Annotated in this window: 16 protein-coding genes and 3 pseudogenes; 15 read left to right on the forward strand and 4 right to left on the reverse strand. The window is 70.4% G+C overall.

Annotation, left to right across the window (positions count from 1 at the left end; all coding sequences use genetic code 11):
- The first annotated feature begins 460 nt into the window (after positions 1-460).
- A complete protein-coding gene (locus OG936_RS29590; protein WP_406498834.1) occupies positions 461-3,931 on the forward strand; it encodes a DEAD/DEAH box helicase in 3,471 nt (1,156 codons plus the stop codon).
- 297 nt (positions 3,932-4,228) lie between these two features.
- Here OG936_RS29590 and aceB read toward each other — a convergent pair whose 3' ends face one another.
- Positions 4,229-5,848 (reverse strand): malate synthase A, encoded by a 1,620-nt coding sequence (aceB, locus tag OG936_RS29595; RefSeq protein WP_406498836.1) that lies wholly within the window; start codon positions 5,846-5,848, stop codon positions 4,229-4,231.
- A gap of 235 nt (positions 5,849-6,083) precedes the next feature.
- On the reverse strand, positions 6,084-6,716 hold the full coding sequence (locus tag OG936_RS29600; protein WP_406498838.1) for an NTP transferase domain-containing protein: 633 nt from the start codon (positions 6,714-6,716) through the stop codon (positions 6,084-6,086).
- A 266-nt stretch (positions 6,717-6,982) separates the two neighbouring features.
- Here OG936_RS29600 and OG936_RS29605 point away from each other — a divergent pair, with 266 nt between their 5' ends.
- Complete coding sequence (locus OG936_RS29605; RefSeq protein ID WP_406498840.1) at positions 6,983-7,297, forward strand: DUF5955 family protein; 315 nt, start codon at positions 6,983-6,985, stop codon at positions 7,295-7,297.
- 90 nt (positions 7,298-7,387) lie between these two features.
- On the opposite strand, the gene OG936_RS29610 is transcribed toward OG936_RS29605, so the two are convergent.
- Complete coding sequence (locus OG936_RS29610) at positions 7,388-8,188, reverse strand: IclR family transcriptional regulator (RefSeq protein ID WP_406498841.1); 801 nt, start codon at positions 8,186-8,188, stop codon at positions 7,388-7,390.
- A 361-nt stretch (positions 8,189-8,549) separates the two neighbouring features.
- Here OG936_RS29610 and allB point away from each other — a divergent pair, with 361 nt between their 5' ends.
- The 7 genes and pseudogenes from allB (at position 8,550) to OG936_RS29645 (ending at position 12,810) form a co-directional block, all read left to right on the forward strand.
- Entirely contained in the window at positions 8,550-9,893 is a 1,344-nt protein-coding gene (gene allB, locus OG936_RS29615; protein WP_406498843.1) for an allantoinase AllB, read from the forward strand.
- Positions 9,894-9,956: 63 nt separating this feature from the next.
- A pseudogene (locus OG936_RS29620) lies at positions 9,957-10,073 on the forward strand (allantoicase); the annotation flags it as partial.
- A gap of 70 nt (positions 10,074-10,143) precedes the next feature.
- A complete protein-coding gene (locus tag OG936_RS29625; RefSeq protein WP_406498844.1) occupies positions 10,144-10,476 on the forward strand; it encodes a putative quinol monooxygenase in 333 nt (110 codons plus the stop codon).
- A 159-nt stretch (positions 10,477-10,635) separates the two neighbouring features.
- Positions 10,636-10,913: pseudogene (locus OG936_RS29630) on the forward strand (histidine kinase); the annotation flags it as partial.
- A 59-nt stretch (positions 10,914-10,972) separates the two neighbouring features.
- The gene (locus tag OG936_RS29635) at positions 10,973-11,110 is read left to right on the forward strand and encodes a hypothetical protein (protein WP_406498845.1); all 138 of its coding nucleotides are present in this window, start codon (positions 10,973-10,975) and stop codon (positions 11,108-11,110) included.
- Between the two features lie 55 nt (positions 11,111-11,165).
- The gene (locus OG936_RS29640) at positions 11,166-12,356 is read left to right on the forward strand and encodes a cytochrome P450 (RefSeq protein ID WP_406498847.1); all 1,191 of its coding nucleotides are present in this window, start codon (positions 11,166-11,168) and stop codon (positions 12,354-12,356) included.
- Between the two features lie 31 nt (positions 12,357-12,387).
- A complete protein-coding gene (locus OG936_RS29645; RefSeq protein ID WP_406498848.1) occupies positions 12,388-12,810 on the forward strand; it encodes a PaaI family thioesterase in 423 nt (140 codons plus the stop codon).
- Between the two features lie 21 nt (positions 12,811-12,831).
- Here OG936_RS29645 and OG936_RS29650 read toward each other — a convergent pair whose 3' ends face one another.
- The gene (locus tag OG936_RS29650; RefSeq protein ID WP_406498850.1) at positions 12,832-13,884 is read right to left on the reverse strand and encodes a Gfo/Idh/MocA family oxidoreductase; all 1,053 of its coding nucleotides are present in this window, start codon (positions 13,882-13,884) and stop codon (positions 12,832-12,834) included.
- A 137-nt stretch (positions 13,885-14,021) separates the two neighbouring features.
- On the opposite strand from OG936_RS29650, the gene OG936_RS29655 reads away from it, so the two are divergent.
- The 6 genes and pseudogenes from OG936_RS29655 (at position 14,022) to OG936_RS29680 (ending at position 19,412) form a co-directional block, all read left to right on the forward strand.
- On the forward strand, positions 14,022-14,780 hold the full coding sequence (locus OG936_RS29655) for a GntR family transcriptional regulator (protein WP_406498852.1): 759 nt from the start codon (positions 14,022-14,024) through the stop codon (positions 14,778-14,780).
- A 153-nt stretch (positions 14,781-14,933) separates the two neighbouring features.
- Positions 14,934-15,032, forward strand: a pseudogene (locus OG936_RS29660) (sugar ABC transporter substrate-binding protein); the annotation flags it as partial.
- A 197-nt stretch (positions 15,033-15,229) separates the two neighbouring features.
- Positions 15,230-16,213 (forward strand): sugar ABC transporter substrate-binding protein, encoded by a 984-nt coding sequence (locus tag OG936_RS29665; protein WP_406498854.1) that lies wholly within the window; start codon positions 15,230-15,232, stop codon positions 16,211-16,213.
- The gene (locus tag OG936_RS29670; protein WP_383754613.1) at positions 16,210-17,262 is read left to right on the forward strand and encodes an ABC transporter permease; all 1,053 of its coding nucleotides are present in this window, start codon (positions 16,210-16,212) and stop codon (positions 17,260-17,262) included. Before OG936_RS29665 ends, OG936_RS29670 begins: the two co-directional genes overlap by 4 nt.
- Positions 17,259-18,119 carry an ATP-binding cassette domain-containing protein gene (locus tag OG936_RS29675; protein WP_406498856.1) on the forward strand — a complete coding sequence of 287 codons (861 nt, stop codon included), beginning with the start codon at positions 17,259-17,261 and terminating at the stop codon, positions 18,117-18,119. Before OG936_RS29670 ends, OG936_RS29675 begins: the two co-directional genes overlap by 4 nt.
- Positions 18,120-18,248: 129 nt before the next feature.
- Positions 18,249-19,412 (forward strand): ROK family glucokinase, encoded by a 1,164-nt coding sequence (locus OG936_RS29680; RefSeq protein WP_406498858.1) that lies wholly within the window; start codon positions 18,249-18,251, stop codon positions 19,410-19,412.
- The last annotated feature ends 5 nt before the right edge of the window (positions 19,413-19,417 follow it).

Here is a 19,417-nt window from a genome sequence, read left to right on the forward strand (position 1 = left end):
CAACCCACCGGGGCCGGTTACGCCCGGTGCCGCGTACAGCTCGCGTGCTGACGCCTACAACGTGAAGCCGTCGGCGTATCCTCCCGGTCACGGTAGCCGCGGGCCAGAGTGTTTTTCCGGATGATTCAGCGGTTCCCCCGCACGTGCGAGCCCGTAAGCGTCGGGGAGGTGCACGCGGGGGCAGGGCAGTACCTCACTCGTCCCCGGCAACTCCACCGCCGACGATGACGCAATCCAAGCCATGCAGGCGGCGTTGTCCTCTCACGGACCCGCCCCGGGCAGCCGGAAAGACTGCCTGACCCGGCTCACGTCCTGACCGACGAACGGCTCCCCCATCCGTCGCCCTAGACCGGCCGGACACTGACCCCGGGGCGTATATGCGCCAAGGCCGCCTGCGTACCGTCGAAGGCGCTGGCTAGGGTGATCGTTCCTGGCGGACCGGAACGAGGGGGCGGGCCGTATGGCGGCGAGCAGTGAGCGAAGGCGCAGGGCGGACATCGTGCGTTACTGGCGCGCGGTGGAGATGTTCAGTCCGCAGAAGGTGGAGAAGACCTCGCCACCGAAAGGCATGTACCCCGTGGAATCCGGGCGTCCGATGCCGTGGGAAGAGGGGCATCCCGTACGGCGACGGAATCCGGGCCGGAACATGGTCAGGCAGCACACCGTCTACTGCGGCGTGTACCCGGTCGCGTCCGTCCGCGATGTCCTGCTTGATGTCTTCGGCGGCAGCGAGGAGGACCACGACGGCCGCGTGGACGGTGACAGTGCCCTGCTGGCCTTCGAGGTCACGGATGAAGGGCTGTTGGTACAGGACTCCATCACCTTCTCCGCGTGCGCCTGGGCGGTGGGGCGCAGCCGTAAGCCCGGCCCGGGGGCCCAGGGCTGGCTCGACGGATTCGAGGCGGAATCCGACGCGTGCGAAGGCGTTGTGCTGGGCGTCGGCGACGGCAAGGTGACGATCGCGGACACGGTGCCGGGGCAGCGGCAGCGGCCTTTCGCGGGGTTGCTGTGCGAGATCACGGTCGGCGCGGTCGGCGGTGCCTTGAACGCCGTACTCGGACCGGTGCTCGGTGACCTGGCGGTCGGTGCCCTCTCCGGCGCCGTCGACGCGGTGGCCGACAGCGGTGCAAGGCGCTCGGCCAGGCGCGAGGACGACGGGTCGCTGGACGAGAGCCCGTTGGACGAAGGCAACGCAGCTGATACGGCGGACGGCGACGATGCTCCGCCGCGGCTCGGCGAGAAGCCGCTGACCGTACGGGATCTTTCGGCCGTCACCCGGTGGGTCGCAGAACAGTTCGGTGTCACCGACGACCTGCGGCCGGAGACGATTCGGGTGCAGTGCAGATCTGTGTCCCGGCGGAAGGCCGGCCGGTCGGGCGGGTCGGACTTCCTCAACAGCTTCATCGCGGCGGACCTCGGCCTTGTCGCGGGCAGCCTCAGCAAGGACGAGCCGGGGTCCGCGATACGGGACTACCTGACCGCCTCGACCGCGCTGCGAGGCCGTACGCGCATCGACCTCAAGCACGAACCCGGAGCGGTACTCGACGGCGTTCAGCCGTCCCATTTCCCGCTCGGGCGATGGCCGGCGAAGACGGAGCATCCGCTGGTGCTGAGCCAGCAGTTCGCAGTCAACCGGATCGTGGAGCAGCTCGCCGACACCGATGGCTTGTACGCGGTGAACGGCCCGCCCGGTACGGGTAAGACCACGCAGCTGCGGGACCTCATCGCCGCCGTCCTGGTCATGAGGGCGGAGCGACTGTCCGAACTACGGCGACCCGAAGACGCGTTCACCGGCCAGGCGCACCGCTGGAGCACCGGCACCTACCAGCGGTCCGTCGCGGCGCTCAAACCAGAGCTGACGGGTTACGAGATGGTGATCGCGTCGGCCAACAACGGCGCCGTCGAGAACGTCTCCAACGAGATTCCCGCGCTCGAATCCGTCGCTGCGGAGTGGCGGGAGGAAGCGTCCTTCTTCCCGGAACAGGGACGACTTGTCCTCGACGGCGTACCGGCGTGGGGAACCCTCGCCGCGAAGCTCGGCAACAAGGGGAACCGTTCGGATTTCCGCAACAAGTACTGGTTCGGCCCTCCGCGCGAGGAGCGGGCCGAGCGTGGCGAAGGCATGCGGGACCTCCTGAAGGCAGCTGCTTCGCGCGGCAGCGACCTGATGTCGTGGCGGGAGTTCGTAGCTCGCTTCCGGGACGCACGGCTGACGGTGCAGACCCTGCAGGACGAGCGACAGCGAGCGTACGAGGCACTCCTGGACTTCAACGGTTCGCATGCGGCCGTCACCACCGCCCAGGAGGCGGTTCTCAGCGCCGAGCAAGACCTGGAAGCACTTCGGCAACCGGCCGCGGAGGCCCGTGCGGCTCGTGGCAGGGCGCAGAGGGACCTTACAGGCCCTGCGGGCCGGAGGGCGGAGCACCGTCGGCACCGTCCCGGCCTGACCTCGGGCATCTTCACACTCGGCGCGGCGCAGCGCGACTGGCAGACGGAGGACCAGCTGCTGGCCGTAGCGGAGCGGACAGCTCGGGCCGCGTACGAGGAACACACACAGGCGGCCGCCGCGTACGACCGGGCCGAAGCGGCTGGCAGAGGTGCCCTGGATGAAGCCGGGCGCGCGCTCGATGCAGCGGAAGGACGCCACGCCCAACTCCTGGCAACCCTGGGGGCAGCCCTTGACCGCTGGGGCACCTGCATTCCGGGCCAAGAAGAGCGCGGCGAGAGAACAGAGGAGGATGCGAGGGAGCTCTCCTCGCCCTGGTCCGACCCGGAGTACACCCGGGCCCGCACCCGGCTCTTTCTCGCCGCGATGGATCTGCACCGTGCGTTCATCGAAGGCGCGGCCGACCGGATGCGCAAGAATCTCGACGCCGCGATGGACGTCCTCTGCGGCGACGCTCCCAAGACCCTGAAGCCGGAAGTGGTTCTGGCGGCCTGGCAGAGCCTCTTCCTCGCTCTGCCGGTCGTCTCCACTACCTTCGCCTCGCTGGATCGGATGTTCACGGGGCTGGGGCCCCGGTCGCTGGGCTGGATGTTGATCGACGAGGCCGGCCAGGCGACCGCGCAGATGCCGGTGGGTGCGCTGTGGCGGGCGCGCAGAGGCGTCATCGTGGGTGACCCGCTGCAGCTGGAGCCGGTGGTCACGCTGCCGCACACGGGGCAGCAGGCACTTCGCCGTACGTTCGGTGTGGCTGAGGAGTGGGAACCGTCCCGCACCTCGGCGCAGCGCGTCGCGGACCGGCTGAACAGCTACGGCACATGGCTCCCGGCACCCCAGGGTTCCGAGGACGACCGGGTCTGGGTGGGGTCGCCTCTGCGCGTGCACCGGCGCTGCGACGACCCGATGTTCACGATCAGCAACGAGATCGCCTACGACGGGCTCATGGTGCACGGGGTGCACCGGGACGACGATTATGCGGTGGCCCGGCGCGGCGTGTGGTGGCCGGTGAGTGGCGGGCGCGCATCGCAGGGCAAGTGGTCGCCGGACGAGGGGGATTGCGCGAACGTCATCGTGCACCGGCTGGTCGACCAGGGCTTGGATCCTGAGCGTGAGCTCTTCGTCATCAGCCCGTTCAGGGATGTCGTGGCCGGACTCCGTCGCAGCCTGTGCCACGTTGTCCCGCGCGACAGGGTGGGCACCGTGCATACGACCCAGGGGAAGGAAGCCGACGTAGTGCTGCTGGTCCTCGGCGCGGGCGGGGACAAAGCAGGCCCGCGAGCCTGGGCGGCTTCTGCCCCGAACCTGCTGAACGTCGCGGTGAGTCGCGCGCGGCGGCGGCTGTTCGTCGTGGGTGACTACGACGCATGGCGCGGACACCAGCACTTCGACGTACTCGCACGTCAACTGCCGTGCATCTCGGAGGCCGAGCAGGCTGCCATACGGGAACTCGCCCCGACGGCGCTGGCCGAAGGGTGCCGATGCAGGTAGGCGAGGCCGCAGTCCCACGCCTACGTGCTCGCGCGCAGCTTTGGAACGCTCCGGATCCATACCGCCCCCGGGGAGGCCGACGCGCCCCTCTTTGAACCTGGCCGGTCACGCTCTGTGGCGTGTACAGCCCCGCACGAGGTTCGCCCGCCTTGTGGATGCACGGGCCGTCCTGAAAGAGACGGTCGGATTTGTCTTCCTGCCCCCTTCCTGACGTCCTGACGTCGCGCTCGTCCGGCCATGGAACCGCCCCCGGCGCCGTGCGGCACCGAGGGCGGTCAGAATTGCATGCGAGCGGTGTCAGCCCAGCTGCTCGTACGCCGGCAGGGTCAGGAAGTCCGTGTAGTCCTGGTCCAGGGAGACCTGGAGCAGGAGGTCGTGGGCCTGCTGCCACTTGCCGGACGCGAAGGCCTCGTCGCCGGTCTCGGCGCGGATCGCGGCGAGTTCCTCGGCTGCGACCTTGCGGGCCAGGTCCGCGGTGGCGTGTTCGCCGTTCTCGAAGACGACGTCCGCGTTGATCCACTGCCAGATCTGCGAGCGCGAGATCTCCGCGGTGGCCGCGTCCTCCATCAGGTTGAAGATGGCGACCGCGCCCATGCCGCGCAGCCAGGCCTCGATGTAGCGGATGCCGACCGCGACGGCGTTGCGCAGGCCCTCGTACGTGGGCTTGGCGTCCAGGGTGTCGATGGCGATCAGGTCGCCCGCAGCCACCGAGACGTCCTCGCGCAGGCGTTCCTTCTGGTTCGGCTTCTCGCCGAGGACCGCGTCGAAGGAGGCCATGGCGATCGGAACCAGGTCGGGGTGGGCGACCCAGGAACCGTCGAATCCGTCGTGGGCCTCGCGGTCCTTGTCGGCCTTGACCTTCTCGAAGGCGACCTTGTTGACCTCGGCGTCGCGGCGGGACGGGATGAAGGCCGCCATGCCGCCGATGGCGTGCGCGCCGCGCTTGTGGCAGGTGCGGACGAGGAGTTCCGTGTACGCGCGCATGAACGGGGCGGTCATCGTCACCGCGTTGCGGTCCGGGAGGACGAACTTGGCGCCGCCGTCACGGAAGTTCTTGACGATGGAGAAGAGGTAGTCCCAACGGCCCGCGTTCAGCCCGGAGGCGTGGTCGCGGAGCTCGTACAGGATCTCCTCCATCTCGTACGCGGCGGTGATCGTCTCGATGAGGACGGTCGCGCGGACCGTGCCCTGCGGGATGCCGAGGTAGTCCTGGGCGAAGACGAAGATGTCGTTCCAGAGGCGGGCCTCCAGATGCGACTCCGTCTTCGGGAGGTAGAAGTACGGGCCCTTGCCGAGGTCGATGAGGCGCTGGGCGTTGTGGAAGAAGTAGAGGCCGAAGTCGACCAGCGCACCTGGCACCGGGGTGCCGTCGAGCTGGAGGTGACGCTCGTCCAGGTGCCAGCCGCGGGGGCGGGTGACGACCGTGGCGAGCTCGTCGGCGGGCTTGAGGGAGTACGACTTGCCGGACCTGGGGTCCGTGAAGTCGATGTTACGGGTGTAGGCATCGATCAGATTGAGCTGGCCGAGGACGACGTTCTCCCACGTGGGGGCGGACGCGTCCTCGAAGTCGGCGAGCCAGACCCTGGCGCCCGAGTTCAGGGCGTTGATGGTCATCTTGCGGTCGGTCGGACCGGTGATCTCCACCCGGCGGTCGTTCAGCGCGGCCGGGGCCGGCGCGACCTTCCAGGAGTCGTCCGCGCGGATCGCTGCCGTCTCGGGCAGAAAGTCCAGCGTGGAGGTACGGGCGATCTCGGCGCGACGCTCACCCCGGCGGGTGAGCAGTTCGTCGCGGCGGGGTGTGAACCGCCGGTGCAGCTCGGCCACGAACGCGAGAGCCGCGTGGTCAAGGACCTCGTCCTGCCGGGGCAGGGGCTCGGCATCGACGATGGCCAGCGGGGACGGCGCTGGTGCGGACATGAGCTGTCACTCCTTCAGCGGGCGGTGCGGGCGGCGTCTCACGGCCGCCGGGTCGCCTGGAACGGGCACGGCGTGCCAAGGCTCCGAGGTACGGCCGTGGTCGCCGCCCGGGGTGCAGAGGGCTTCTGACCAGTGGATACTAGTTTCCTCATGGTGGAAGTTCAATGATTTGTTGATGTCGAGATTCTCCGGGGCGACACAAGTGGCGCGTTGCTGGCGCAGCGTGCCAGTCCACTCACTCAAGGTGTTTCAGGTCCTCCACCGTGTCGATGTCGTACGCCTGAGCCACATCGGAACACTCGACGAGCGTGATCGCATCGCGGTGGGCCCGCAGGTACTCCCGGGCGCCCTGATCGCCCACCGCTGCGGCCGTGACGTCCGCCCACCGGTCGGCCCCGAACAGCACCGGATGGCCACGCTCCCCGTCGTACGAGGCGGCCGCGAGGCTCCTTCGGGTGCGGTACGCCGATCGCACCCGCGCCACCGCTTCCGCGCCGATGTCCGGCTGGTCCACCAGGAGCACGAGCGCCGCGTCCGCCCCCGTACCGGCCAGCGCCCCGAGCCCCGCCCGCAGCGACGAGCCCATGCCCTCGGCCCACTCGGGGTTGACGGTCACGGGGCAGCCGGTGAGGTCGGCGCGTCGCCGCACCTCGTCGGCCGCGGCGCCCAGGACCACCTGGACGCGGTCGCAGCCGCCCTCCCGCAGGACGCGTACCGCGTGCTCCACCAGCGGCCGGCCGCGGTGGTCGAGCAGTGCCTTGGGCCGCCCGCCGAGCCGCCGCCCGCCGCCCGCGGCGAGCAGTAGCCCGGCGACCACCGGGGTCCGGGGCCGTCCGGTGACGGCCGGGTCCTGTGTTGTTCGAGTCATGGGGACTGGCATACCCCGCAGATGCCCCGCCCGCGCAACCGGGAAGCGGCGGGAGCGGTGAGGAGCGTAGGGAGCGGGCTCGGCGGCGTACGCCGAGCCGTCCGTGGAGCGACGTGTGTATCACCCATATGGGAGCCCCTGAATTCCGTCCGCGGAGTGGCGCCCGACACCTGCCATGGCGTTAACTTGCGGGCATCTCCGGACACTTGACCACGGTCCGGAGTCCGGTCGAAAAACTGGCACAAGGATGTGCGAGGGGGAGTGCTTTGTTGCGAAGCGTGGGGCAGACGCCGGTGACCAGCAGTGATGAGGATCCGAGGGTGGCGGAGCTGCGTACGGCGGTCTCCCGGCTCCGCCGCGGGCTGGCGGGGCATCCCGCGGAGTTCCCGGACCGTGGGATCGCCGAGGACGAGCTGGCCGCGTTGGACGCGATGGCGATCAGCGGCGCACCGGAGATTCCCCGCCTGCGCCGTTCGCTGCTGCTGATCGCGGGGGCGATCGGCTCGGTCAGCGCACTGGCCGCCGCGCTCAGGGACGTACGCGTCGCCGTCGACCTCTTCGGTGAGCCGCCGCGCTCCTGACGGCCGCCGCGCCCCCGCCCGCCGTCGTACTTCTTGCGGCCGCCGCGCTCCTGGCACACGACGGCCGGGAACCGGTCGCGGCGGTGTGACTCAGCCGGTGGAACCGTTACTGGCGAGCGCGTCGGACAGCTCCTTCGCGGCCTGCTGCAGGATCGGCACGATCCGCTCCGTCGCGGCCTCCGTCACCCGGCCCGCCGGGCCCGAGATCGAAATCGCGGCCGACGTGGGGGAGTTGGGTACGGAAACCGCCAGGCAGCGCACCCCGATCTCCTGCTCGTTGTCGTCGACCGCGTAGCCGACCCTGCGGACCTGCTCCAGCGCGTCGAGGAAATCGTCCGGGGTGGTGATCGTCTTCTCGGTGGCGGCCGGCATTCCGGTGCGGGCGAGCAGGGCCCGTACCTCCTCCGGGGGCGTGTGCGCCAGCAGCGCCTTGCCGACGCCCGTGGAGTGGGGGAGCACCCGGCGGCCCACCTCGGTGAACATGCGCATCGAGTGCTTGGACGGCACCTGCGCCACGTACACGATCTCGTCGCCGTCGAGCAGCGCCATGTTCGAGGTCTCGCCGGTCTCCTCGACCAGGCGCGCGAGGTACGGGCGGGCCCAGGTGCCGAGCAGCCGGGAGGCGGACTCGCCGAGCCGGATCAGACGCGGGCCGAGCGCATAGCGCCGGTTCGGCTGCTGGCGCACGTATCCGCACACCACCAGCGTGCGCATCAGGCGGTGGATGGTCGGCAGCGGAAGCCCGCTGCTCGCGGAGAGTTCGCTCAGCCCGACCTCGCCCCCGGCATCCGCCATCCGCTCCAGCAGATCGAAGGCGCGCTCAAGGGACTGCACGCCGCCGCTGGAAGCGGCGGGCTTGGAGTCGGATGTGCTGGCGTGGGACGACGGCACGTCAACGGTCCTTTCGAGGCGGAAGAGCGGGTGCCTCGCCGGGCGAGGCACCCAGCAGACTACCGGTCGGTTCCCGATCGGCGCACTGCTCCGGGTGCGGCGTCCTTGCCGGTCAGAGCCCGTTCGTCCCGGTGTCTGCAGTCAGCGGGGCCATTCTGCGGTGCCGCACTGGTCCCATGTTACGTTCCGCTCTCCGGAATTGCTCTTTTACTTTATGGAAACATCCAGTAGCGACTACGGGTGGCCCACCTGCCGCCGGACGAGGAAAGTGGGGTCTTGACGGGCCCGAATCCCGAGTGAAGACTCCTTCAACAGTTCGTTGAATTTGCCAGTGGTGGAAAGTCCGAAGTGAGGAGCACGGGTGTCCGGTGCGGACGTGAAACTGGTACTGCGCTCGACGCGTGTCGTCACTCCGGACGGGACGCGCCCCGCAGTGGTCGCCGTCGCCGCGGGGAGAATCGACGCCGTCCTGCCGTACGACACCGAGGTGCCGGCCGGTGCCCGGCTGGAGGACTTCGGCGACGATGCCCTGCTGCCCGGACTCGTCGACACCCATGTCCATGTGAACGACCCCGGCCGCACCGCCTGGGAGGGCTTCCACACCGCCACCCGCGCCGCGGCGGCGGGCGGCATCACGACCCTGCTCGACATGCCGCTCAACTCCCTCCCGCCGACCACCACCGTCCCGCATCTGCGCACCAAGCAGCGGGTGGCAGCCCCCAAGGCGCACATCGACACCGGATTCTGGGGCGGGGCGATCCCGTCCAACGTCAAGGACCTGCGTCCGCTGCACGAGGCCGGGGTCTTCGGTTTCAAGTGCTTCCTCTCGCCCTCCGGCGTCGACGAGTTCCCCGAGCTCGACCAGGAGCAGCTGGTCCGGTCCATGGCCGAGATCTCCGGCTTCGGCGGGCTGCTGATCGTGCACGCCGAGGACCCACGCCGGCTGGCCTCCGCCGCGCAGCGCAGCGGGCCCGCGTACGCCGACTTCCTCGCCTCCCGGCCCCGGGACGCCGAGAACACCGCGATCGAGGGACTCATCGCGCACGCCGGGCGGATGAACGCCCGGGTCCATGTGCTGCACCTGTCCTCCAGTGACGCGCTGCCGTTGATCGCCGCCGCCAAGCGCGAGGGCGTACGGGTCACCGTCGAGTCCTGCCCGCACTTCCTCACCCTCACTGCCGAGGAAGTCCCGGACGGCGCGACCGAGTTCAAGTGCTGCCCGCCGATCCGCGAGGCCGCCAACCAGGACGCGCTGTGGGAGGGGCTGGCCGCCGGGACGATCGACTGCATCGTCTCGGACCACTCGCCGTGCACCGCCGACCTCAAGACGCCGGACTTCGCCTCCGCGTGGGGCGGCATCTCCTCCCTCCAGCTGGGCCTTCCCGCCATCTGGACCGAGGCCCGCAAGCGCGGCCACTCGCTCGACGACGTCGTCCGCTGGATGTCCGCCGCCCCCGCCGAACTGGCCGGGCTGCCCCGCAAGGGCGCCATCGAGGCCGGCCGCGACGCCGACTTCGCGGTCCTCGCCACCGATGCGACCTTCACCGTCGACCCCGCCGAGCTCTTCCACCGCAACCAGGTCACCGCCTACGCCGGCAAGACCCTGCACGGCGTCGTGAGGTCGACGTGGCTGCGCGGACGGCGGATCGCGGCGGACGGCACCGTCGGCGAACCCACCGGCCGCCTCCTCGAAAGGAATCAGTGACCACGACGGCGACAGCCCGCTTCACCGGTGACGGCGGACACGCGGCCGGTCGAGCAGTGCGTCACCCATCTGCGGGTCAATCAGCACCCCGACGGCGGCATTTCCCGGCTGCGGCTGTTCGGGTCACCGACCGAGGAGGGTGCCGCGCGACTGGCCGCGCGCCACCGGGAACTCGGCGGTTGGCGCCCGTCCCGCGCCTTCCGGGTGTGCCCTGTCTGTCCGTGTTCATGGCATATGGGACCCTGTCGTCATGATCTTCATCGCCGTCAAATTCACCGTCCACAGCGCCGAACGCGACAACTGGCTCCCGGCCGTCGAGGACTTCACCCTCGCTACCCGGAACGAGCCCGGCAATCTCTTCTTCGAGTGGTCGTACAGCGTCGAGAACCCTTACCAGTTCGTCCTGCTGGAGGCCTTCGCCTCGCCGGAGGCGGGCGAGGCCCATGTGAGGTCGGAGCACTTCGCGGCGGCGATGGACCGGATGGCGGATCTCGTCGCCGAGACTCCGGAGATCATCAACGTCGAGGTGCCGGGCGAGGGTTGGTCCCGGATGACGGAACTCGCCCCGCGCGGCCCGCGGTGACGGGTACAACGGCGCTGCGGTCCCCCGGAGCCCTCGCCGGTCCGGGACACCGTCCGGCGGCCCCGCCGGGTGGGCCGATGAATTCCGCGCGGAAGTGAGGTCACCAGAGGGAAGCGCCTGTTCCGGACCAGGAGAATGACCACGGCGAAGCTGCCCTGGTCGACGGTCATCGGGGTGCTGCTGCCCCTGCTGGTGCTCAGCTGGGGCATGGTCGTACGGTCCAGGCGCCAACTCGTCGTCACGCTCCGCGAGCGGGCCCGGCGGGCCGAGGCCGAGGCCGGACTCCGCGCCGAGCAGGCGCAGCGGCTGGCCCGCGAGGCCATCGCCCGGGAGGTGCACGATGTCCTCGCCCACCGGCTGACCCTCCTCAGCGTCCATGCCGGCGCCCTCGAATTCCGCCCCGACGCGCCCCGGCCGAAGTGGCACGGGCCGTCGGCGGCCGCCTCGACCACGGGCCCGAGCTGGACGGCGGCTTCGGCATCCGGGCCTGGCTGCCGTGGCAGCCCTGACCGCCGTGGTGCTCGGGCGGCTCGACGGGCCGCAACGGCTCGACGCCGACAGCCGTGGCCGGATAGCGCTGTCGGCGCATGACGCGGCCCGCTCGATGACGGCGGTGCGCAATCCGGCGGCATAGGCTGAACCGGTCGGTCCGAGACGATCGGGTCGTTCAGACCGGGAGGTGCGATCCCATGTCCGATGCCAGTGGCCGTGTCGATGTCGATCTGCGCGGGGCCGAGGACTTCACCGCGAATCCGTATCCGTACTACGCGAAGCTGCGCGCGGCGGGTCCCGTGCACACCGTCCGCACCGACGACATCGAGCGGTTCTGGCTCGTGGTGGGGTACGACGAGGCCCGCGCGGCCCTCGCCGATCAGCGGCTCGGCAAGCACTGGCGCGGGCTGCCCGGCGCACCCGACCAGAGCGCCCCGATCTTCGCCAACATGCTGGAGCTCGACGCACCCCACCACACCCGGCTGCGCAAACTCGTCGCCAGGGAGTTCACCGCCCGCCGGGTCGAGGCCCTGCGCCCGCGCGTCCAGCAGATCACCGACGAACTCCTCGACGCGATGGTGCCGTCGGGGCACGCCGATCTCGTCGACGCGCTCGCCTTCCCCCTGCCCATGACCGTCATCTGTGAACTGATCGGAGTGCCGGACCTGGACCGCGAGCTGTTCCGCCGGCTGTCGAACGGCGTCATCTATCCGGCCACACCGCAGGAGGCGGCCGAGACGGTGGCCGCCATGGGGGAGTATCTCGCCGAACTCATCGAGGACAAACGATGCTCACCCGGTGACGACCTGATGAGCGCGCTGGTCCGGACCCGCGACGAGGAGGGGGACGGGCTCTCCCCCGACGAGCTCGTGGGCATGGCGTTCCTGCTGCTCGTCGCCGGCCACGAGACCACGGTCAACCTGATCAGCAACGGGGTACGCGCACTGCTCGACCACCCGGACCAACTGGCCGCCCTCCGCGCCGACTCCGGCCTGATCGACGGCGCGGTCGAGGAGATGCTGCGCTACGAGGGCCCGGTGGAGACCGCCACGTTCCGCTACCCGCGCGAACAGATCGAGATCGGCGGCCGGGTCATTCCGGCGGGCGAGCCGGTCCTCGTCTCCCTGGCGGGTGCCGACCACGACCACGGCCGCTACGCGCGGGCGGACACCTTCGACATCCGCCGCGACGCCCAGGGGCACCTGGCCTTCGGGCACGGCAGCCACTTCTGCATGGGTGCCCCACTGGCCCGGATGGAGGGCCGGATCGCGATCCGCACACTGCTGGAACGGTGCCCCGGCCTCGTGCTGGACGCGGACGCGAGCGAGTTCGACTGGATCCCGGGGCTCCTGATCCGGGGGGTGCGCCGGTTGCCCGTCCGCTGGTGAGGCAGGTCCGACCGGCCTGATAGCCTTTGTCATGACCGGACTTGACTTGCAGATGGCGCAGAAGGTTCTCGACAGCCAGCCGTTCAGTGGGCTCGTCGGGGCGCGGATCACCGCCTTCGGGGACGGCGCGGCCACCCTCGAAGTGGACATCCGGCAGGAACTCCAGCAGCAGAACGGCTTTCTGCACGGCGGGGTCCTGGCCTACGCCGCCGACAACTCGATCACCTTCGCCGCCGGGACGACACTCGGCCCGGCCGTACTGACCGGCGGTTTCTCCATCCAGTACATCCGGCCCGCCACAGGCCGCACTCTCATCGCCTACGCCGACGTCGTGCACACCGGCCGCCGTCAGGCCGTGGTCCGCTGTGAGCTGTTCGCGGCGGGGGAGGACGAAGTGCGGACGCTCTGCGCGGTCGCGCAGGGCACCGTACTGTCCGCCACGTCGTCCTCCTGAACCGCCCGGTCCGCCGCCGGGTCACGAGGAGGGCCGGGCCGTCTCCGCCGGACGGGCGGCGGTGCCCCCGGCGATCTTCGCGATCTCCGCGATCTCCACGGGGCGCCGCTCGCGGCGGGACACTTCGCACGCCTCCGCGATCAGCAGCGCGTACCACGCCTCCCGGCCGTCGCACGGATTGGGCAGCGCGCCCCGCACCACCCGTACGAACGCGTCCAGTTCCGCCTCGTACGCCGCGCCGAACCGTTCCAGGAAGCCCGGCCAGGGGCTGTGCGGTGCGGCGGGGCCCCGCGGTTCGGCCGAGGTGACCGGCGTACGGTCGTCCAGGCCGACCGTGATCTGGCCGAGTTCGCCCGCCAGTTCCATCCGTACGTCGTAACCGGCGCCGTTGCAGCGGGTGGCCGTCGCCGTGACGAGGGTGCCGTCGTCGAGAGTGAGCAGGGCCGCCGCCGTGTCGACGTCGCCGGCCGCCCGGAACATCTCGGGCCCCGCGTCCGATCCGGTGGCGTACACCTCGGTCACCTCACGGCCCGTCACCCACCGCAGCATGTCGAAGTCATGGACCAGACAGTCCCGGTACAGCCCCCCGGAGAGCGGCAGATACGCGGCGGGCGGCGGCGCGGGGTCCATCGTCATCGCCCGCACGGTGTGCAGCCGGCCCAGGGATCCCGCCCGCACGGCGGCGCGCGCCGCCCTGTACCCGGCGTCGAACCTGCGCATGAAGCCCAGCTGGAGGACGCTTCCCGCCCGTTCGACCGCACGCAGCGCGTTCAACGTTCCCGGCAGGTCCAGGGCGATCGGCTTCTCGCAGAACGCGGGCAGCCCCGCCCGCGCGGCCTGCCCGATCAGCTCCGCGTGCGCCGACGTGGCCGAGGCGATCACCACGGCGTCCACACCCGCGCCGAACACCTCGGCGGCACTGTCCGCGGCCGTCGCGCCGACGCTGTCCGCGACCTTTGCCGCCCGCGCCCGGTCGGTGTCCGTCACCACCAGGGCGCCCACCTCGGGATGGCGGGCCAGCACGCCCGCGTGGAAGGAACCGATCCGTCCGGTGCCGATGAGTCCGATGCGCATGGACCCAACGTGACGCCCTCGGACTGCGCTGTCAACCATATGTCCTGACAACAGGCGGCTTGTTCGGTGTTCATGCTGTCCGGACAACAGAACGACCTGACTACCCGAGGCTCTGATGCGGGGGTTACCCTCCACGCGTGCCCGAACCCACCGCCGACCCTGCCGCGCTCGAACTCGGCGTGGACCGCACCAGCCCGGTTCCGCTGTACTACCAACTGGCCCAGCAGCTGGAAGCGGCCATCGCGCAGGGCCGGCTCGCCCCCGGCAGCCTCCTCGGCAACGAGATCGAGCTCGCGGCCCGGCTCGGCCTGTCCCGGCCCACCGTCCGCCAGGCCATCCAGTCACTGGTCGACAAGGGCCTGATGGTCCGCCGCCGCGGCGTCGGCACCCAGGTCGTGCACAGCAGGGTCCGCCGCCCGCTCGAACTGAGCAGTCTGTACGACGACCTGGAGGCGGCGGGCGGGCACCCCACGACCCGCGTCCTGCGCAACACCGTCGAACCCGCCGGAGCCGACATCGCCGACGCCCTCGGAATCGAGGCGGGGACCGACGTACACCTCGTCGAACGGCTGCGGTACGCGCACGACGAGCCGCTGGCACTCCTGCGCAACCACGTACCCCTCGGGATCGTCGACCTCGACACCGCACGGCTGGAGACCACCGGTCTCTACCGGATGATGCGGGGCGCCGGCATCACCCTGCACAGCGCCCGCCAGACCGTCGGCGCCCGGCTCGCCACCGCAGAGGAGGCGGCCGGACTCGCCGAGACGGAAGGGGCCGCCGTACTGACGATGGAGCGCACCACCTTCGACGACACCGGGCGCGCGGTCGAGTTCGGCTCCCACGTCTACCGGGCCTCGCGCTACTTTTTCGAATTCCAGCTGCTCGTACGGTGACGACGGCCTCACGGCCCCGTTGACGTCTCGTACCGCCGGCGCTAGAACTCATCCAGCCGCACTCGGGCGGCCGGGAGAGAAGGCGGACCCACCATGCGTACCTCTCGCAAGGCGGCAACCCTGATCGCCGCGGCCGCCACCCCGCGGATGAAGAACGTCATCGGCGGCGGAAGGCCGGTGCTCACCGGCCCGGCGATCGTCACCGCCGACGACGTACCGGAGCCGGACGAACACACCGCGCGCGGCACCCGATGCCCCTCCCGCGCACCGCCGCGCACACCCGGTGCCCGCGCACCCGCCCCGCCCCTGCCGGGCGGCGCCGTCGGCGGCTCGGGGATACTTGGCCAGCCGGGCAGGGCGTGAATCGTCCCCGGCCACACCAAAGAGCACAGCGAGCAGCACAAGAAGGGCATGGCGTCGTGGCAAGGGTTCGGACAGGGGTACGTGCGATGGGCGCCGTGCTTGCGGCGGTGCTGGCGGCTTCCCTCGTGGGATGCAGCAGCACCGGCGGCAAGCGGGCGGAGGAGCGCGCGGCCCGGGCTGCCGCCGAGGGCCGGTCCGCGGTGACCACGCCCCGCTGGACCTTCGCCATGGTCACCCACTCGGGCGACGGCGACACCTTCTGGGACATCGTTCAGAGCGGTGCGAAGCAGGCGGCCGTCAAGGACAACATCAAGTTCCTGTACTCGCACAACGACGAGGCGCAGCAGCAGGCCCAGCTCGTCCAGGCCGCCATCGACCAGAAGGTCGACGGGCTGATCGTCACGCTCGCCAAGCCCGACGCGATGAAGGACGTCGTCGCCAAGGCGACCAAGGCCGGCATCCCGGTGATCACGGTGAACTCGGGCTCCGCGGAGTCCAAGCAGTTCGGCGCGCTCACCCACATCGGCCAGGACGAGTCCATCGCGGGCGAGGCGGTCGGCGACGAGCTCAACGCACGGGGCCGCAAGAAGGCCCTGTGCATCCTGCACGAGCAGGGCAACGTCGGCCACGAGCAGCGCTGCGCCGGAGCGAAGAAGACGTTCGACGGGCAGATGCAGAACCTCTACGTCGAGGGCACCAACATGCCCGACGTCCAGGCGTCCATCGAGGCCAAGCTCCAGGCCGACAAGAACATCGACGCGGTCGTCACCCTCGGGGCGCCGTTCGCGGACGCCGCCGTCAAGGCGAAGAAGACCGCGGGCAGCAAGGCCGAGATCGACACCTTCGACCTGAACGCGAAGGTCGCCGCCGCCCTCCAGGACGAGACCCTCGGCTTCGCGGTCGACCAGCAGCCCTACCTCCAGGGGTACGAGGCCGTCGACCTGCTCTGGCTGTACCGCTTCAACGGCAATGTGCTCGGCGGCGGCCGCCCGGTCCTCACCGGACCGCAGATCATCACCTCGAAGGACGCCGCCGAGCTGGCGGAATACACGCGGCGGGGGACCCGATGAGCACCGTCACCGGCCCACCCGCCCCGGCCGCGGCCGACGAGCGGCTGCTGCGCACCTCACCGCTGCGCAGACTGCTCGGCCGCCCCGAGCTCGGCTCGGTGGTCGGCGCCGCGGCCGTCTTCATCTTCTTCTCGATCGTCGCCGACAGCTTCCTGCGCGCCTCCAGCCTCGGCACGGTGCTGTACGCGGCCTCCACCATCGGGATCATGGCCGCGCCGGTGGCGTTGCTGATGATCGGTGGCGAGTTCGACCTCTCCGCCGGTGTCCTGGTCACCAGTTCCGCGCTGATCTCGTCGATGTTCAGCTACCAGATGACGGCCAACGTCTGGGTCGGTGTCCTGGTGTCGCTGCTGGTCACGCTGGCCATCGGGGCGTTCAACGGATTCATGCTGACCCGTACCAAACTGCCGAGCTTCATCATCACGCTCGGTACGTTCCTGATGCTGACCGGCCTCAATCTGGGCTTCACCAAGCTGATCAGCGGGACGGTGTCGACGAAGTCCATCGGCGACATGGAGGGCTTCGAATCGGCCCGTCAGGTCTTCGCCTCGCAGTGGACCATCGGCGGCGTCGAGTTCAAGGTCACCATCCTGTGGTGGGCCGTGCTCGTCGCGATCGCCACCTGGATCCTGCTCCGCACCCGCTTCGGCAACTGGATCTTCGCGGTCGGCGGCGAGGCCGACGCGGCCCGCGCGGTCGGCGTCCCGGTGATCCGTACCAAGATCGGGCTCTACCTCGGGGTCGCCTTCGCCGCCTGGGTTTCCGGGCAGCATCTGCTGTTCTCGTACGACGTGGTGCAGTCCGGCGAGGGCGTCGGCAACGAGCTGATCTACATCATCGCGGCCGTCATCGGCGGCTGCCTGATCACCGGCGGCTACGGTTCCGCGATCGGCTCCGCGGTCGGTGCCTTCATCTTCGGCATGACCAGCAAGGGCATCGTGTACGCGGAGTGGAACGCGGACTGGTTCAAGTTCTTCCTCGGAGCCATGCTGCTCCTGGCCACCCTGCTCAACGCATGGGTACGCAAGCGCGCGGAGGCGACGACATGACGGCCCCCCAGGCACCGGCCGACGGGCAGACGCCCCACCGGGCGCTCGTCGAGCTGGACCACGTCAGCAAGTTCTACGGCAACATCAAGGCGCTCCAGGACGTCTCGCTGGAGGTCCACGCGGGGGAGATCTCCTGTGTCCTCGGCGACAACGGCGCAGGCAAGTCCACCCTGATCAAGATCATCGCGGGGCTGCACCGGCACGACGCGGGAACCTTCCTCATCGCCGGCGAGGAAACCACCCTCGCCAACCCGCGCGACGCGCTGGACCGCGGCATCGCCACGGTCTACCAGGACCTGGCAGTCGTTCCCCTGATGCCGGTCTGGCGGAACTTCTTCCTCGGCTCCGAGCCGACCACCGGCGCGGGCCCCTTCAAGCGTCTCGACGCACGGCTGATGCGCGAGACGACCCGCTCCGAGCTGCTGCGCATGGGCATCGACCTGCGCGATGTCGACCAGCCGATCGGCACGCTCTCCGGCGGCGAGCGCCAGTGCGTCGCCATCGCGCGGGCCGTGTATTTCGGCGCGAAGGTCCTCGTCCTGGACGAGCCGACCGCCGCGCTCGGCGTCAAGCAGTCCGGGGTCGTCCTCAAGTACGTCGCGGCCGCCCGCGACGCCGGTCTCGGCGTGGTCCTCATCACGCACAACCCCCACCATGCGTATCTCGTCGGTGACCGGTTCGTCCTGCTCAAGCGGGGCGCCATGGCCGGCAGCCACACCCGGTCGAGCATCACGCTGGACGAACTGACCCGCCAGATGGCGGGCGGCAGCGAGCTGGAGGAGCTCGGCCACGAGCTGGAGCGGGCCCCGGGACCGACCCATCTCGGCGGCCACCCGGTCACCGACGACCCGCAGTAGCCCGGACCGGCACCGACCCGGCCGAAGGTTCCGCCGACCGCACGGCCCCCGGCAGTGGCAGAATCGAGCCCGACGGGCGCCGTCCGCCGCCGGGAGCTCCGCTCCGGCCCCCCAGACCCCGCAGGGACGATGAGCACGTACCGCGACCTCACACACCGCGGCTCCGCCCGCGCCACCGTCCTGCGGACCGTGGGCACCCGGGAGCGGCGCTCGCACCTCACGGCGCCGCGGGTACCCACCGTCGGCATCGACATCGGGGGTACGAAGGTGATGGCCGGCGTCGTCGACGCCGACGGCAACATCCTGGAGCAGTTGCGCACCGAGACGCCGGACAAGTCCAAGAGCCCCAAGGTCGTCGAGGACACCATCGTCGAGCTGGTCCTGGACCTGTCCGACCGGCACGACGTGCACGCCGTCGGCATCGGGGCGGCCGGCTGGGTCGACGCGGACCGCTCCAAGGTGCTGTTCGCCCCGCACCTCGCCTGGCGCGACGAACCGCTGCGCGACGCCCTCGCCTCCCGCCTCGTCGTTCCCGTCATGGTCGACAACGACGCCAACACCGCCGCCTGGGCGGAGTGGCGCTTCGGAGCGGGCCGCGGCGAGGACCACCTCGTCATGATCACGCTCGGTACCGGCATCGGCGGCGCGATCCTGGAGGACGGCCAGGTCAAGCGTGGCAAGTACGGAGTCGCCGGTGAGTTCGGCCACATGCAGGTGGTGCCCGGCGGGCACCGCTGCCCGTGCGGGAACCGCGGCTGCTGGGAGCAGTACAGCTCCGGCAACGCCCTCGTCCGCGAGGCCAAGGAGCTGGCCGCGGCCGACTCCCCGGTGGCGCACGGCATCATCGAGCGGGTCAACGGCAACATCCCCGACATCACCGGGCCGCTCATCACCGAACTGGCCCGCGAGGGCGACGCGATGTGCGTCGAGCTCCTCCAGGACATCGGGCAGTGGCTCGGCGTCGGCATCGCCAATCTGGCCGCCGCGCTCGACCCCTCCTGCTTCGTCATCGGAGGCGGCGTCAGCGCCGCCGACGACCTGCTGATCGGCCCCGCCAGGGACGCCTTCAAGCGTCACCTCACCGGCCGCGGCTACCGCCCCGAGGCCCGGATCGCGAAGGCGCAGCTCGGCCCGGAGGCGGGTATGGTCGGCGCCGCCGACCTGGCCCGGCTGGTGGCCCGCAGATTCCGCCGCACCAACCGTCGTCGCGTCGAGCGGTACGAGCGGTACGCGCAGATCTACGACCAGGCCGCGAGCACCATCCGTATCACGCGCAACACTCGCACCTCCTAGGGATC

This window comes from Streptomyces sp. NBC_00846 (assembly GCF_045207325.1).
Lineage (GTDB): Bacteria > Actinomycetota > Actinomycetes > Streptomycetales > Streptomycetaceae > Streptomyces.